The 15,323-nt window shown below is 66.6% G+C and carries 11 protein-coding genes and 2 riboswitches; all 11 genes read right to left on the reverse strand.

Annotation, left to right across the window (positions count from 1 at the left end):
- The 11 genes from EA798_RS13165 to EA798_RS13215 all read right to left on the reverse strand — a co-directional run bounded on the left by EA798_RS13165 (nucleotide 1) and on the right by EA798_RS13215 (nucleotide 15,194).
- Nucleotides 1-1,023, reverse strand: a complete 1,023-nt coding sequence (locus tag EA798_RS13165; RefSeq protein ID WP_122099249.1) for a fatty acid desaturase family protein — start codon at nucleotides 1,021-1,023, stop codon at nucleotides 1-3.
- Nucleotides 1,024-1,068: 45 nt separating this feature from the next.
- On the reverse strand, nucleotides 1,069-2,070 hold the full coding sequence (locus tag EA798_RS13170) for an ABC transporter substrate-binding protein (RefSeq protein ID WP_122099250.1): 1,002 nt from the start codon (nucleotides 2,068-2,070) through the stop codon (nucleotides 1,069-1,071).
- Nucleotides 2,071-2,118: 48 nt separating this feature from the next.
- Nucleotides 2,119-2,221, reverse strand: a riboswitch (guanidine-I (ykkC/yxkD leader).
- Between the two features lie 297 nt (nucleotides 2,222-2,518).
- Nucleotides 2,519-3,490 carry an aldo/keto reductase gene (locus EA798_RS13175; RefSeq protein ID WP_122099251.1) on the reverse strand — a complete coding sequence of 324 codons (972 nt, stop codon included), beginning with the start codon at nucleotides 3,488-3,490 and terminating at the stop codon, nucleotides 2,519-2,521.
- A 133-nt stretch (nucleotides 3,491-3,623) separates the two neighbouring features.
- On the reverse strand, nucleotides 3,624-5,426 hold the full coding sequence (atzF, locus tag EA798_RS13180; protein WP_122099252.1) for an allophanate hydrolase: 1,803 nt from the start codon (nucleotides 5,424-5,426) through the stop codon (nucleotides 3,624-3,626).
- Nucleotides 5,427-5,555: 129 nt separating this feature from the next.
- The gene (uca, locus tag EA798_RS13185) at nucleotides 5,556-9,155 is read right to left on the reverse strand and encodes an urea carboxylase (RefSeq protein WP_122099253.1); all 3,600 of its coding nucleotides are present in this window, start codon (nucleotides 9,153-9,155) and stop codon (nucleotides 5,556-5,558) included.
- Nucleotides 9,156-9,313: 158 nt separating this feature from the next.
- Entirely contained in the window at nucleotides 9,314-9,949 is a 636-nt protein-coding gene (locus tag EA798_RS13190; RefSeq protein ID WP_017245043.1) for an urea amidolyase associated protein UAAP2, read from the reverse strand.
- A 13-nt stretch (nucleotides 9,950-9,962) separates the two neighbouring features.
- Nucleotides 9,963-10,691 (reverse strand): urea amidolyase associated protein UAAP1, encoded by a 729-nt coding sequence (locus EA798_RS13195; RefSeq protein ID WP_122099254.1) that lies wholly within the window; start codon nucleotides 10,689-10,691, stop codon nucleotides 9,963-9,965.
- A gap of 1 nt (nucleotide 10,692) precedes the next feature.
- On the reverse strand, nucleotides 10,693-11,577 hold the full coding sequence (locus EA798_RS13200) for an ABC transporter ATP-binding protein (RefSeq protein ID WP_244221275.1): 885 nt from the start codon (nucleotides 11,575-11,577) through the stop codon (nucleotides 10,693-10,695).
- Nucleotides 11,574-12,389 carry an ABC transporter permease gene (locus tag EA798_RS13205; protein WP_122099255.1) on the reverse strand — a complete coding sequence of 272 codons (816 nt, stop codon included), beginning with the start codon at nucleotides 12,387-12,389 and terminating at the stop codon, nucleotides 11,574-11,576. Before EA798_RS13205 ends, EA798_RS13200 begins: the two co-directional genes overlap by 4 nt.
- 131 nt (nucleotides 12,390-12,520) lie before the next feature.
- Nucleotides 12,521-12,618: riboswitch (guanidine-I (ykkC/yxkD leader) on the reverse strand.
- A gap of 193 nt (nucleotides 12,619-12,811) precedes the next feature.
- Complete coding sequence (locus EA798_RS13210; RefSeq protein ID WP_122099256.1) at nucleotides 12,812-14,281, reverse strand: methyl-accepting chemotaxis protein; 1,470 nt, start codon at nucleotides 14,279-14,281, stop codon at nucleotides 12,812-12,814.
- Nucleotides 14,282-14,387: 106 nt separating this feature from the next.
- A complete protein-coding gene (locus EA798_RS13215) occupies nucleotides 14,388-15,194 on the reverse strand; it encodes a TatD family hydrolase (protein ID WP_122099257.1) in 807 nt (268 codons plus the stop codon).
- Nucleotides 15,195-15,323: the final 129 nt, after the last annotated feature.

The raw sequence follows: 15,323 nt of genomic DNA on the forward strand, positions 1-15,323 counted from the left end.
TCACACCGCCGTCAGGAAGGAGACGCCCACGGCGCCGTAGAAGTTGTCGGCCTTGTGCGGCCCTTCGCTGACCACCCCGTAGTCATCGTCCAGCACGCGGCGTACGCGGTAGCGGTGGAAGCTGCCGAGCAGCTTGCGCATCGGGATGACCTGGTTGTAGGTGCTGCCGTACAGCTCGGCGTGCAGCTTGGGCAGGCGATACCAGGGCGCCACCGGCTTCTCGTGGTGGGCGTTGTGGAAGGAAAAGTTGAGCAGCAGCAGGTTCAGCGCCGGCCAGCGCTCGGAAACCACGTTGCTGTAGGTGTTCTGCTGCTCGTAGCTGCGGTCGCGGCGCTTGTCCTCCGGCAGCTTGCCACCGTCCTCCAGCACGGCGAAGGCCTCGTAGGTGTGCTGATAGGCATCGGCGAAACGCAGCACGCTGAGCATGATCATCCAGGCCACGGCGTAGAGCAGCACGGCCTTCAGCGAGAGCACCGCGAGCCCGGCAAAGAGCAGTGTGCGAATGGCCAACACCGCGGCGACCTTGCCGCGCCGGGCGCGGTGCTTGTCGTTGTCGGTGATGAAGGGCAGGGATATCACATAGAAATGCATGATCAGCTCCACCGCCGGCACATAGGCCCATTCCAGCGCCAGCACCAGCTTCTGGAACCACAGCGGGCGTGCCCTGAGAAAGGCCTTGCTGTCGAAGGTGATCACGTCGGCGCGGTCGACGTGGTGGCGCATGTGCTTCTTGCGCAGGTCCTGGAACTCGGCGTAGCAGCTGCCGCACAGCCAGCTGCAGACATTGCCGGCCCATTCGTTGTGCTTGGGCACGCTGAAGATCGCGCCGTGGGCGAATTCGTGGATCAGGTAGGCGGCGATGATCATGCCGTGGGCCAGCAGCAGCGTGCCCAGTGCGTTCAGCCAGCCGTTACCGGCGAACAGCAGAGCCAGGCCGCCGCCGTAGGCGAGCGCGGTATAGAGGATCGCCAGCGTGTTGGGCAGGCGGCCATCGGCGTAACGGTACAGAGGTTTGGCAGTCATGGTTTTTCTCCAGCACAGGCGGGCGACGGCCCGCCCGGCGTCGGCTTACTGGGCGAGCGCTTCGGTGAATCGGGCGTCGTAGGTCTGGCTGAAATCCGGGATGGTCGGGATCTGCCCGTTGTCCATGAGCAGCTTGGCGATGATCGCGCCGCTGCCATGGAAGGAATGGGTGTCGTCGCCTGGGGTGAAGCTCTTGCCCATCTCCGCAAGGGGGATGTTGTAGGCGCCGGCCATCTGCTCGACGGCTTCTTCGGCGCTGACGCCGAGCACCTCACCGATGATCTTCGCCGACTCCTCGGGGTGCGCCTGCATGTAGGCCAGGCCGTCGAGATAGCCCTGGATCATCGCCTTGATGGCAGCGGGCTTCTTGGCGATCACCGCCTCGTCGAAGACCAGCACGTCGGTGATCAGCCCCGGTGCGTCCTTGGACGAATAGACCACCTTGAATTTGTCGCCGCCGCCCATGGAGAGGATCTGCGAGACGTTGGGCTCGTAGGTCACGCCGACCGGCAGGTTGCCCGAGGCCATGGCGCCGGGGATGCCTTCCGGAGTCATGTTGACGGCGTCGATGTCCTTGTCGCTCATGCCGTTCTGCTGCAGCGCGTAGGCCAGCAGGAAGTCGGAGGGCGACAGCGGGTTGAAGCCGACCTTCTTGCCCTTGAAGTCGGCGATGGACTGGATCGACGCGTCGGCGACGATGGCGTCACCGCCGTTGGAGAAGTCGATGGGCATCACCACCCGGTGCCTCAAGCCCTTGGCGACCGAGGCCACTACCTGGTCGTAGGTGAGCATGCCACCGTCCAGCGCGCGGCTCACCATGGCGGTGGGAATCAGCGCCGGGTCGTTGAAGAACTGCAGGTCCACGTCCAGGCCGTGGGGCTTGAACAGGTCGAGCTTGTCGGCGACATAGAAGGGGCCATAGCCGGCCCAGACCACGGTGCCGATCTTCAGCTTCTCGGCGGCCTGGCTGGCCAGCGGTGAAAACAACGTCGCGACGGCCAGGCCGGCGGCGAGGAGGGTCTTGTTCAGCGAGCGCAGTGTGGACATGGCGTGATTTCCCTACACATTGGAATGACAGGCACGGGATGACATCGCGTCTCCCGGGCTTTTATCCCTCCGTGTAGTCCCGTCCCTGGGACCGGAGAACTCTCGGACCAGCGCCCACTCCCTGTGAGCCGGAACCCTAGTTCTCCTTGAAGTTGCTCCTGATTGTGCCAAGCGTCATGAGTGCCGGAGGCGACTCATCCCGTGCAAGGGTGATAGAGCAGGTTGCGTGCCAGATGCGGTGGCTGGCAGCGAACTCGTGGAGTTTCAATGAGTTGCAGCCAGCGCCGGAGCCAACACGGGTGGCGCGCCCGGCACGGCGCTGCTCATTAATGGGGAGGCTTGCTCCGCGATAGTGCGGATGGCGCAGCTGATGACACCGTTCCGGCCCGACCGCCGCCACGGGCCAGGCAGCGCATGGGGCGGTCAGCCCGTTACGGCTTGGCAGAGGTCAGATCGGCACTGGCGCATCCTCGCGCAGCAGGCCGTCGCGCTTGAGGGTCTGCCAGAACTCGCGGGGCACCTGGGTGTTGAAGTATTCCATGTACTGCCGGGGACGCTCGGGATTGGCCGTGCCCGGGATGACCGAGGCGACCACCGGGTTGGCCAGGCAGAAGTGCAGGGCGGCGGCCCGCAGATCGACGCCGCAGCGCTCGGCAGCGGCCTTGAGCTGCTCCCTGCGCTGGGCGACCTGTGGTGGGATCTGGTCATACTCATAGTGATCGCCACCGGCCAGGACGCCGGAGTTGAACGGCCCTCCAACGACGACGCCAACGTCGCGTGCCTGGCAGGTCGGGAACAGGGTGTCCAGCGCCTCGTCGTGCTCCAGCAGCGAGTAGCGGCCGGCCAGCAGGAACACGTTCGGGTCGCTCTGCTCCAGGGCCAGGCGGCATGGCTCGACCAGGTTGACCCCCAGGCCCCAGCCGCGAATCACGCCTTCATCGCGCAGCTGGGTCAGCGCCTTCGCCGCGCCGTTCATGGCCTGCTGGAAGTACTCGCGCCATTGCGGGCCCCATTGGTCTTCGGAAACGTCGTGGATGAACACCACATCAAGGCGATCGACGCCCATGCGCTCCAGGCTGTCCTCGATGGAGCGGCGTGCGCCGTCGGCCGAATAATCCGGCACACGCTTGTTGGGCAGCTCGTCGACGAAAGGCTTGGCGTTTTCCGGCTGGCCGGCCGGCTGCAGCAGGCGCCCGACCTTGGTGCTCAGGACGTACTCGTCACGCGGCTTGCCACTCAGCATGCGCCCGAAGCGCTGCTCGGCCAGGCCCGCGCCGTAGTGCGGCGACACGTCGTAATAGCGAAAGCCGGCGTCCCAGGCGGCATTGAGGGTGGCGTCGGCGGTTTCTTCGCTGAGCGGATGGAACATGCTGCCCAGCGGTGCGCCGCCGAGACCGATGCGTGGCAGGGTGATACGCATGGAGTCCTCCTTCGGATGCAGATGGTGCCGACCGGAGTCGGCAGTGGCTCTGCATCGGAGGTCGGCCCGGCGCTGGATGTTCCGACAATGCGACGGGATGGCCGCAGTGCAACCCCGTCGCTCCTCGTCTGCCTCAGCTGCGACGCTTCAGATAGGTGCGCCAGCCGCCAAGTTCGGTGATGTCCTGGGCGCCGTCCAGGCCGTAGGGCTCGCAGATGAAGCCTGTTTCCCAGCGGCCGTCGGCGAGCTGCACCTTGCCCAGGCCGAGCGGTGCCGGAATGCCGGTGAGAAAGGAGCCGAGCTCCTGGCTCGGCAGCTCCCAGACTTCAACCTCGACGGCCGCTCCGCCTTCGGCGACGCGAACCATGCCCGGGCGCAGCGGTGGCCCGCCGGCCAGGGCGTAGAGCTTGTAGTCCGGCGAGCTGCGGGTGGTTTCCAGCAGCCGTCCGCCACGCTGCCTGAGCTGCCAGTTCAGCGGCAGGCCGTCCAGGTGCGCTCCGCAGACCACCAGGCGGGCGCGGTCGTTGCGGGCCGGGTTTTGTGGAGGTGGGGTGTCGAGCGCGTTGCCGCCTATCAGCTTCAGCCCTGTCTGATGCTGCAGCGCATCGGCCAGGCTCAGCAGGTACTGGTCGGTGAACACCCGGCCGAACAGCGTCACGCCCCAGGGCAGGCCGTCGTGCATGGTGGCGGCCGGCACCGCGACAGCGGCGTAGTCGAGCATGTTCATGAAGTTGGTGTAGTAGCCCAGGTCCGAATTGCGCTTGACCGGCTCGGCGTGAAGTTCGGCGAGCGTCACTGGGCGCGGGTAGGCGGGCGTCAGCACACAATCGACCTCGGCCATTGTGCGGTCGCAGACGGCCTTGAGTTGCTGCAGGCGGTATTGCGCCTGGAACAGCTGCACGGCGGTTGTACCGGGGGCTTTCTCCAGAACGGCCTTTATTACCGGCAGCACGGCGTCGGGTTGCTGCTCGATCAGCGCGCCCGCCACGCTGTAGCGTTCGGCCACCCAGGGGCCTTCGTAGAGCAGGCGTGCAGCTTCAAGAAGGGGCTCGAAGTCAATCTCCACCGGCTCGCCGCCGAGGGCTTTCAGATGCTCGATTGTGGCGGCGAACAACGCCGGGCTTTCCGCGCAGCCGAGAAATTCCGGGTGCTGGGGTATGCCGAAGCGGAAGGTATTGATCTGGCCGAAGGCCGAGCCGTCATTCCACAGCGGGTTGCTGCGGCTGTACTCGTCGCGTGGATCGAGCCTGGCGGTGAGCGCCAGCAGCTGACTGGCTTCGGCCGCCGTCGCGGTGAAGAAGGTCACGCAGTCCAGCGTACGGCAGGCCGGGACAACGCCGGCGGTGGAGATCAGCCCTTTGCTGGCCTTCAGGCCCACCAGGTTGTTCAGTGCCGCCGGCACCCGGCCGGAACCGGCCGTGTCGGTGCCCAGCGCAAAGGAACAGAGCCCGAGCGCCACGGCCAGCGAGGACCCAGCGCTGGAGCCGCCAGAGGGGTAGTCCGGGTGCACCGAGTTGCGGCATTCGCCATAGGGCGAGCGGGTGCCGTTGAGGCCGGTGGCGAACTGGTCGAGGTTGGTCTTGCCCAGCGGCACCGCGCCGAGGGCGATCAGCTGCTCGACGATCGTCGCGCTGGTTTCGGGCGTGTAGGCGAACGCCGGGCAAGCGGCGGTGGTGGGCACGCCGGCGAGATCGATGTTGTCCTTGATGGCGAAGGGCACGCCGTAGAGCGGCAGCTCGGCGGGCGTCTTGCTCTCCAGCGTGGCCAGGTAGGGCTCAAGTTCCTCGGCGCTCAGCAGGTGGATAAAGGCGTTGAACTCGCCGTTGAGCGCGGCGGCCTTGTCACGCAGGCCGAGGATCAGCTGGCGCGGGGTGATGTCCCCGGCGGTGTAGGCGGCGCTCAGGGTGGCGAGGCGTAGGTCGAATGTCGTGGTCATCTCATGTCCCTCGTAAGGTGAAAACGGCGAAGCCTTTTCCACCGCGATGTTCGTTGCCGGCCCGCTGGGCCGGTGGGTGGATCGATAAAGCGCGATCCACCCTACGGTTGCTTCGGGTGCCGAGGGGCCTCACGCCTCCTCGATCACCACCACCCGCTGGCCGGCGCGGACCGGCGAGCCGGGCTGGGCGCGGACTTCCTTGACCACGCCGGCGACCGGCGCAGTGAGCGGGATTTCCATCTTCATGCTCTCGAGGATCACCAGCACGTCGCCGGCCTCGACCCGCGTGCCCTCGGCCACCGACACCTGCCAGAGGTTGCCGGCGATGTGGCTTTCGATGCCGTGCTGGCCGGTGCCGAGCGGGGCGTCCTCGCCGAGGTCGGCGGCGACTTCCTCGCTCTCGAAGTGCGCCTGGCCCGATTCGATCCAGCGCTGGCGCTCGGCGTCGAAGGCGCCGCGCTGCTGGCGGCGGAAGGCCTCGATGCTGTCGACCTCGGCGGCGAGGAAGTCCTGGTAGTCGGACAGGCGCAGCTCGGTGTGCTCGATCTTCAGCGGGTAGCGGCCCAGCGGGAAGTCGCGGCGGATCCTCAACAGCTCCTCCGCCGAGACCGGGTAGAAGCGGATCTGGTCGAAGAAGCGCAGCAGCCACGGCTGGCCGCCGAACGCCTCGACCGCGCGGTAGCGGTTCCACATCTGCAGGGTGCGGCCGACGAACTGGTAGCCGCCCGGGCCTTCCATGCCGTAGATGCACATGTAGGCGCCGCCGATGCCCACCGAGTTCTCCGCGGTCCAGGTGCGCGCCGGGTTGTACTTGGTGGTGACCAGGCGGTGGCGCGGGTCCAGCGGGGTGGCCACCGGCGCACCGAGGTAGACGTCGCCAAGGCCCATCACCAGGTAGCTGGCGTCGAACACGGTCTGAAACACCGCCTGCAGATTCGGCAGGTCGTTGATGCGGCGGATGAACTCCAGGTTGCTCGGGCACCAGGGCGCGTCCTTGCGCACCGTGGTCATGTACTTCTCGATGGCCAGCTGGCAGGCCGGATCGTCCCAGGACAGCGGCAGGTGGACGATGCGCGAGGGCACTTTCAGATCCTGCGCGGCGCAGACTGCGTCCCACAGGCCGGCGACTGTCTCCAGCAGCACGGCCAGCGGCAGGGTTTCCGGCTGGTAATGCACCTGCAGGGAGCGGATGCCGGGGGTGAGATCGATCACCCCGTCGAGCTGCTTGGCTTCCAGGGCCTGCATCAGCGCATGGCCACGAAAGCGCAGCACGAGGTCCAGCTCCGGCGCGCCGATCTCCAGCAACAGGTGGGTGTCGCCGGAGAGGCGGGCGACCAGGCGGCTGTCCGCTTCACCGATATCCAGCACGATGGGCGACTGCAGCGCCCCCGGCGTGGCGACCACTGCCGCCGGCGTGAGGCTGGCGCACTCGGCATCGGCGGCCTTGGCCAGCTGGCGTGCGGTCAGCACATCCACCGGCACGAAGCGCAGCTTGTCGCCGGCCTTGAGCTGGCCGAGCTGCCACAGATCCGCCTCGATGATGGTCACCGGGCAGACGAAGCCGCCCAGGCTCGGGCCGTCCGGGCCGAGGATCACCGGCATGTCGCCGGTGAAGTCCACCGCGCCGATGGCGTAGGGGTTGTCGTGGATGTTCGACGGGTGCAGGCCGGCCTCGCCGCCGCTCTCGCGCACCCACTCGGGTTTCGGGCCGATCAGGCGCACGCCGGTGCGGCTGGAGTTGAAGTGCACTTCCCAGTCGGTGGCGAAGAAGCGCGCGATGTAGCCCTCGGTGAAGTATTCCGGCGCGCCGTGCGGGCCGTAGATCACCCGCAGCTCGCGCACCGCCGGCAAGGCGCGGCACAGCTCGGCGGCGAGCGTGGCGCCGGCAGACGAGTCGCTCAGCGGCGCCAGGTGCAGCACGTCGCCGGCGCGCAGGGCGCGGCCACCGTGGCCGCCGAACTGGCCGAGGGTGAAGGTGCTCTTGCTGCCCAGATACTCCGGCACCTGCACGCCGCCACGCACGGCCAGGTAGGAGCGGGCACCGGCGCCGGCGATGGTGCCGATGGTCAGGGTGCTGCCGGCCGGGACGAAAATGGCGGTGCACATCGGCTGGGCGACGTCATCGAGCTTCACGGGGATCGCGGCGCCGGTCAGCGCCACCACCGCGTCGGTGTTGAAGCGCAGGATCGGCCCGCTCATGGTGATTTCCAGCCCGGCGGCGTCCTCGGGGTTGCCGAGCAGGGCGTTGCCCAGGCGCAGCGCGCGGCTGTCCATCGGGCCGGACGGCGGCACGCCCACCGCCCAGTAGCCGAGGCGACCGGGGAAGTCCTGCACGGTGGTCTGGGTGCCGGCGCTGATCACCTCGAAGGTGTTGGCCGAATAGCGCAGACCTTCCAGGCAGCGGGTCCAGGGCGTGCCGAGGGCGAAGGGGGCAAAGCCGAGGATCTGGCGCAGGTAGTCGCGGTTGGTTTCCACGCCGTAGAGCAGGGTGTCGCCGAGGGCGGCGTCCAGCGCGACGCGGGCCGCTTCGCGGCTCGGCGCCCAGCTGATGACCTTGGCGATCATCGGGTCGAAATACGGCGGGATCTCGCAGCCGGCTTCGACCCAGGTGTCGATGCGCAGGCTCTTGCCGTCGGCGGCCGGGAAGGCCACGGCGGTCAACAGGCCCGGGCTCGGCTGGAAGTCGCGGCCCGGGTCCTCGGCGTAGACGCGCGCCTGGATCGCGTGGCCGCTCGGCTTGAGATCCTTCACCAGCTCGGCCAACGGCGGCAGGTCGCCGGCGGCCAGCTCGATCATCCAGCGCACCAGATCCACGCCCCAGACCTGCTCGGTGACGCCGTGCTCGACCTGCAGGCGGGTGTTCACCTCGAGGAAGTAGAAACGCTCGGCTTCGGCGTCGTAGACGAACTCGACGGTGCCGGCGCTGCGGTAGCTGACCGCCCTGGCCAGGGTGATTGCCGCCTCGCACAGGGCCTCGGCCATGCCGGTTGGCAGGTTCGGCGCCGGGGTTTCCTCCAGCACCTTCTGGTTGCGCCGCTGCACCGAGCAGTCGCGCACGCCCAAGGCGATGACTTCGCCGGCGCCGTCGCCGAACACCTGCACCTCCAGGTGGCGGGCGCGCTCGATGTATTTCTCGATGAACACGCCCGAATCGCTGAAGTTGTTCTGCCCCAGACGCTTGACCGCGTCGAAGGCCTCGGCGAGTTCCGCCGCCGAGCGGCACACGCGCATGCCGATACCGCCACCGCCTGCGGTGCTTTTCAGCATCACCGGGTAGCCGACCTGCTCGGCTGCGCCGAGGGCATCGGAAAGGCTGTCGAGCAGCTCAGTGCCCTCCAGCATCGGTACGTCGCGTTGTTTGGCCAGGGCACGGGCGGTGTGCTTGAGGCCAAACACCCGCAGCTGTTCCGGCGTCGGACCGACGAAGGCGATGCCGGCGGCCTCGCAGGCTTCGGCAAACGCCGCGTTCTCGGAGAGGAATCCGTAGCCGGGGTGGATGGCTTTCGCACCGGTTTCACGGGCGATGCGGAGAATCTTCTCCACGTCCAGATAAGTCTGCGTGGCCGGGCCTTGGCCCAGGCTGTGGGCCTCGTCGGCCTGCTGCAGATGCAGGCTGGCGGCGTCGGCCTCGGAGTAGACGGCCACGCCGTTCACATTCAGGTTGCGCAGCGTACGCAGGATGCGGCAGGCAATGGCGCCGCGGTTGGCGATGAGCAGTTTGTCGAACATGGTCAGTAACCCTCGAAGGGCTGGCGGGCCGTCCCGCCTTTATTCATCAGTGCCACGGCCGTCCGTGGTTGGGGAGGGTTTCTTCGTTGCCGGTCGCTCGGGTCGCTGCCCGGCGCGCGCCTGCAGCAGCGGCAGCAGGTAGCGACGCAAGAGCGGCATCAGTTCCACACCAGCACCTCGGCGGGCGTCGGGTTCCAGCCGTTGCACGGGTTGTTCAGCTGCGGGCAATTGGAGATCAGCACGATCACGTCCTGCTCGGCCTTCAGCTCCACATACTTGCCTGGCGCGGAGATGCCGTCGGCGAAGGTCAGGCCGCCTTCGGGGGTCACCGGCACGTTCATGAAGAAGTTGATGTTGGCGCCAATGTCGCGCTTGCTCAGGCGACCGTCGTTGAGGCTCGCGCGCAGGAAGTTGTCGCGGCAGCTGTGCATGTAACGCTTGTCCAGCGCGTAGCGCACCACGTTGCTCTCCTGGGCGCAGGCCCCGCCGAGGGTGTCATGGCGGCCGCAGGTGTCGGCGGTGATGGTCAGAAGCGGATTGCCGAGGTTCGAATAGAGCACCGTGCCGGTGGTGAGGTAGACGCGGTTCTGCCGGCGCAGGGTGCGCTGTGGATCGTAGCGCTCGCGCGGGTTTTTCGCGCTGAAGAACAGCGTGTCCACCGCCTGGTTGCCTTCGAGATCGAGCAGGCGCAGGGTCTGTCCGGCCTTGACTTCGAACAGGTACGGTTCGCCGGCCGGGATCACATGGCGGAACGCGGCGGTTTCGGGGTGCAGGCTGCTTTCGGTAAGGCTCATCGCGGCCACCTCCTCAGATGTACAGACGTTCGGTGTTGTGAAAGGCACGGCCGTTTTCCGGGCGCGAGGTGCGGCAGAGCACGCTGATGCCATCGCTCTCGACCTTGTGCCAGCTCAGCTGCACCGGTTTGGGTGCGTACAGCGGATTGGGGTCCAGCGGATGCTGCAGGGCGGTGAGGATCACCAGGGTGTCCATCGGTGCGTACAGTTCCAGGTAGTCGCCGGCCTGGGAGTTGCCGCTATGGAAGGCGAAGGCACCGTCGGCGGTGACGTCCACGCGACTGAACAGATTGAGCACCATGAGCAGGTCCTGCAGGTTCAGGTTCCACTTGCCCATTTCCACCAGCAGGTTGTCGGTGCCATTGCGGAAGAAGCCGTTGCGCAGTTCCTGATAGCGGCCCTGGCCGTACTTCTCCAGGACTTCATCAGCGTTCAGCACACCGCCGAAGCTGTCGTGCCAGCCGCAGGTGTCGGCCGTGATGGCGGCGAGTACGCGCCCCATGTCCGAGTACAGGCAATGCCCCGCGGTGAGCTTTGCGGTGTGCTGGCCCTTGAGGGTATCCGGCAGGTTCAGCCGCTCGCTCTTCTCCTGGGCGTTGAGCAGCATCAGGCTGACGTTGGCGCCGCCTTCGAGATCGGTCAGACGCAGCAGTTGGCCCCGCTTGAGGATGAAGGAGGTGTGGCCGCCGCCAGGAACGGTTTCCTCGTACAGCGTGGGGCGGATCGCGAGTGAAGCACTCATGTCAGGCTCCTTGATAGGCAGTGCGAAAAGAGTCGGCGAGGGCGGTCGGCAGGCCTGCGGACGCACCGGGAGCATGGCGGCCCTCGTGCAGCGGAATGTCGTAGGTCACCCGTGCGCCATAGGCTCCGGGGGCGTGGGGATCTATGCGCGGTTTGTCGAAGACCAGGATGCGGCTGCCGAGGGTGAAGCCTTCCGAGAGGTCATGGGTGACCATGAACACCGTCAGCCGGGTTTCCCGCCACAGCTCCAGCAGCAGCTCATGCATGTCCTTGCGAATGCCGGGGTCGAGGGCGCCGAAGGGCTCGTCCAGCAACAGTACGCGGGGCTTCATCACCAGCGCCTGTGCGATGGCCAGCCGCTGCTGCATGCCGCCGGAGAGCTGTGCCGGGTACTTGTCCAGCGCATGGCCGAGGCCGACCTTGTGCAGCATCTGCGCGGCCTGCTCACGGGCATCGCGCTTGCGGCGTCCGAGCAGACGACCCAGCAGCGGGGCGCGCGGCAGTTCCAGGCCGAGGGCGACGTTGTCCAGCACCGTCAGGTGCGGAAATACCGAGTAGCGCTGAAAAACCACGCCGCGACTGGCGTCCGGTTCGTCTGCCAATGGCTGGCCATCCAGCAGGATCTCGCCACGGCTGGGCGCTTCCTGGCCGAGCAGCAGCCGCAGGAAGGTCGACTTGCCGCAACCGGAGGCACCGACCAGGGTGCAGAACTCGCCTTCGGCGATGTTCAGGTTCAGGCGCTCCAGCACGACCTGATCGCCGTACTGCTGCCAGACGTTCTTGACCTGAATGAAGGAGCCGGGGTTGCCGCCTGCGCGAGTCCCTGGTTGCGTTGTGCCTTGGCTCGACTGCGCGGCCACGGATGCCTTGGCGTTGTTCTCGCTCATGCCTTGGCTCCTTCATACCAGGGGAACAGCAGCTGGGTCAGGCGCCGCAGCGAGAAATCCATGGCCCACGCCAGCAGGGTGATCCAGGCGACGTAGGGCAGGATCACGTCCATGGCCATGTAGCGGCGTACGAGGAAGATGCGGTAGCCGAGCCCGTCCGTGGAGGCAATGGCTTCGGCGGCGATGAGGAACAGCCAGGCCGAGCCGAGCACCAGGCGCAGGCTGATGAGCAGGCGTGGCAGCAGCTGCGGCAACACCAGGCGCAGGATCAGCGTCCAGGTGTTGGCGCCGAGGGTCTGCGCCTTGATCAGCAGTTCGCGGGGGATCTCGCGAGCACGCTGCTCGAGGTCGCGGGCGAGGATCGGGGTGATGCCGATGACGATCAGCATCACCTTGGACAGCTCGCCCAGCCCGAAGACGATGAACAGGATCGGCAGGATCGCCAGCGGTGGCACCATCGACAGCACGGTCAGCAGGGGCGACAGCGGCGCACCGAACAGCGGCAGGGTGCCGGCGGCGACGCCCAGGCAGAGGCCGGCCACGGCGGCGATGGCCAGCCCGCTACCGAGGCGCTTGAGACTCGAGGCGGTGTCCTGCCAGAACAGGTAGTCGCCCGAGCGCTTGTCGGGCGTGAAAGCCAGGCGTTCGACGGTCGCGCTCATCTGGCCGAAGCTGGGCAGGAGCTTGTCGTTGGGGTTGAGCTCCAGGCGCTGGGTGGAGCTGGTCAGGTACAGCGCCAGCAACAGGGCGAAGGGCAGTATGGCCAGAGCAAGCCAGCCGCTGCGGCTCGGCGTTCGATTGATCAGGCGCATGGGCAGGTGCCCCGGTTTGCGACAGCTGCTAGAACGGGCAGGGCGGTGAACGGCAGAGCCGATACGAGCGGGCACATGGCAAACCCTCCAGTGTTTGGGGATGGCGCAGGAGCTGCGTGCGGATCACGCTGTTCTCCCGGGCTTTTATCCCGCCGTGTAACCTCACTGGAGGTCGCCAACTCTCGGACCAGCCACTCGCGAGCGAGTCGGAACCCTAGTCGGCTATTTCGAATTGTCGCAGCAGCTTCGCCTGCAGGATCGACAAAGCAAGAGCGGTGCCAAGGCAGGATTGCCAGGCGTCAGCGGCTTGTTGCGCTGAACCAAGGCTGGCGAGACGCCCTTTCATGGGGCATGAGATGGGGCGCTGCCTGTTTTTCGGGCAGGCCGCGCCGCGTTGTGGTGCACGCGGCGCGGGGCGTACCTCAGAGCCTGAGCTGGCCGATGGCGCGACTGAGGTCGGTGGAGAGGGCGGCGAGTTCGGCGCTGGTGCTGGCGGAGCTGACGGTCTGCTCCACGGTGCGCTCGGTGACGTCGCGAATGCCGGTAACCGAGCGGTTGAGCTCCTCGGCGACCTGGCTCTGCTGCTCGGCGGCCACGGCGATCTGCGTGTTGCTTTCGCGCATCTGCGCCACGGCTTCGGCGATGGCTTCCAGGGCCTGGGCGGCCTCGTGGGCCTCGCGCACGCAATCGTCGGCCTTGAGCGAGCTCTCCTGCATGAATTCCACGGCATCGCGGGTCATCGATTGCAGTCCGGTGATCATCTGGGTGATCTCGTCGGTGGAGTCCTGAACGCGTTTGGCCAGGTTGCGTACCTCGTCGGCCACCACCGCGAAACCGCGACCCTGCTCACCGGCGCGGGCGGCTTCGATCGCCGCGTTGAGCGCCAGCAGGTTGGTCTGCTCGGCGATGCTGTGAATCACGCTGACCACACCGTTGATCTTCTGACTGTCGGCAGCGAGCTGCTCGATCATCTCGCCGGTCTGCTGCACACCCTGGGACAGGCTGGAAATGGACTTCTCCACCCGTCCGACCACCCGATGGCCGTCGCCTGCGAGGCGATCGGCATTCTGCGACAGGTCGCGGGTTTCGCGGGCATGTTCGGCAATCTGATGCACCGTGGCGCTCATCTCGTTGATCGCCGTGGCTGCCTGGTCGGTTTCGCCTTGCTGGCCGCGCATGCCGCTATGCACATCGTTCATGCTCGAGGCCAGCCGGCTGGCGCCCTGATCCAGGCGCGCGGCGGCCTGGGCGACGGTGCTGACGACGCGCTGATAGCCGCCCTGCATCGCATTGAATGCGCCGGCCATCTGGCCGACTTCGTCACGGCTGTCCAGCGGCACGCGGGCCTGCAGGTCGCCGCTGCGCTCGACGTGCAGCATGACGTCCTTGAGCGTGTTCAGGTGGCTGAGCAGGAAACGAATCAGCATCTGCGAGGCGGCGAGCAGACCGAGCATCAGCATGGCAACAGCGGCGGCATAGCTGAAAAAGTGCTGTCCCAGCACCTGCATCACGCTCGGCGTGCGCGCCAGTACCGCAAAGCTGGAGCCATCGGCGCGGGGAACAACCTGCGTTCCGACCACCGGATCATTGGCGAACAGGCGGTCGTGGGCGAGGGCGGTCCAACCTCTGTCAGCGACCGGCTTGCCCTCGATCGAGGCACGCTGGTTTGCCTGGAACAGCAGCAGATCCGGCGCCTGGGGCAGCGCGGCGGAGTCCGGCCAGGTGGCCAGCAGCGCAGCGCGCGCCTGCGCAGCCAGCTGGGCGTCGGCACTGCGGGCGGTTTGTTCCAACTGCACGGCATAGAGCACCAGCAACAAGGCGATGACGAAGGTCACCATGTTGAGTGCCCAGAATTTGTACTTGAGCGACAGATCGCGAATCCAGACGGCCATGACTGCTCTTCTTCTATAGGAGGTTGCCGGAGCGCGGCAAAAGCGCGCGGCGGCGCGACTAACAATTAACGGCCGCCGGCCGCAGAGCTTGAGCAGATTTTGTGAATCAGTCGAGGTCAGGCAGGCTGAAGAACGAGCGGGCGCAGCGGGTCGTGTGTTCGGCCAGTCGATCAGCGCTTTCACCACGATGCTGCGCGACTTCGCGCAGGACTTCCGGCAGATAGGCCGGTTCGTTCTGGCCGCTTTTGGGCTTCGGTCGCAGGCTGCGGGGTAGCAGGTAGGGGGCGTCGCTTTCCAGCATCAGCCGTCCCTCGGGAATTTCTTTCACCAGCGGGTGCAGGTGCGTGCCGCGGCGCTCGTCGCAGATCCAGCCGGTAATGCCGATATGCAAGTCAAGATCGAGATAGCCGTACAGCGCTGCCTTCTCGCCAGTGAAGCAGTGCACCACAGCGGCTTTAAGGTGATCGCGGAACGGTCGCAGGATTGCTGTGAGGCGCTCGCTGGCGTCGCGTTCATGGATGAAGACCGGCAGTTGCAGCTCGACGGCCAGCTGCAACTGTTCTTCCAGCGCTCGCTCCTGCTGCGGGCGGGGTGAGAAATCGCGATTGAAGTCCAGGCCGCATTCGCCAACTGCCCGCACTGCCGGCTCGTTCAGCAGGCCCCGCAGCTGGCTGGCGCTGTCGGTCGACCACTGGCTGGCATCGTGCGGATGCACCCCCGCGGTGCTGAACAGCCGTTGCCCGGATTCATCCAGTTCCCGACAGAGCCCGAGGGCAGCTTCGCTTTCTGCAAGGCTGGTTCCGGTCAGCACCATCTGCACCACGCCTGCTGCCCTGGCACGCTCGACCACGGCGGACGGATTGGCGGCAAACGTTGGATGGGTCAGGTTGACCCCGATGTCGATCAGTTGCATGAAAACCTCGAAAACAATAAATCCATATAAATCAAACAGGTACGAAATATATCTAAACCACTTTTAGAGCCAAAACTGGCGCAAATGCGCGACCTGTGAGAGGCTTTGCCACCTTTGCGGGCAGGGAGC

This window comes from Pseudomonas songnenensis (assembly GCF_003696315.1).
Lineage (GTDB): Bacteria > Pseudomonadota > Gammaproteobacteria > Pseudomonadales > Pseudomonadaceae > Stutzerimonas > Stutzerimonas songnenensis.

Bases quoted from the DNA above. Each gene is read 5' to 3' on its own strand.
- EA798_RS13165 (WP_122099249.1), bottom strand. From the start codon at position 1,023: ATGACTGCCAAACCTCTGTACCGTTACGCCGATGGCCGCCTGCCCAAC.
- EA798_RS13170 (WP_122099250.1), bottom strand. From the start codon at position 2,070: ATGTCCACACTGCGCTCGCTGAACAAGACCCTCCTCGCCGCCGGCCTG.
- EA798_RS13175 (WP_122099251.1), bottom strand. From the start codon at position 3,490: ATGCGTATCACCCTGCCACGCATCGGTCTCGGCGGCGCACCGCTGGGC.
- atzF (WP_122099252.1), bottom strand. From the start codon at position 5,426: ATGACCACGACATTCGACCTACGCCTCGCCACCCTGAGCGCCGCCTAC.
- uca (WP_122099253.1), bottom strand. From the start codon at position 9,155: ATGTTCGACAAACTGCTCATCGCCAACCGCGGCGCCATTGCCTGCCGC.
- EA798_RS13190 (WP_017245043.1), bottom strand. From the start codon at position 9,949: ATGAGCCTTACCGAAAGCAGCCTGCACCCCGAAACCGCCGCGTTCCGC.
- EA798_RS13195 (WP_122099254.1), bottom strand. From the start codon at position 10,691: ATGAGTGCTTCACTCGCGATCCGCCCCACGCTGTACGAGGAAACCGTT.
- EA798_RS13200 (WP_244221275.1), bottom strand. From the start codon at position 11,577: ATGAGCGAGAACAACGCCAAGGCATCCGTGGCCGCGCAGTCGAGCCAA.
- EA798_RS13205 (WP_122099255.1), bottom strand. From the start codon at position 12,389: ATGCGCCTGATCAATCGAACGCCGAGCCGCAGCGGCTGGCTTGCTCTG.
- EA798_RS13210 (WP_122099256.1), bottom strand. From the start codon at position 14,281: ATGGCCGTCTGGATTCGCGATCTGTCGCTCAAGTACAAATTCTGGGCA.
- EA798_RS13215 (WP_122099257.1), bottom strand. From the start codon at position 15,194: ATGCAACTGATCGACATCGGGGTCAACCTGACCCATCCAACGTTTGCC.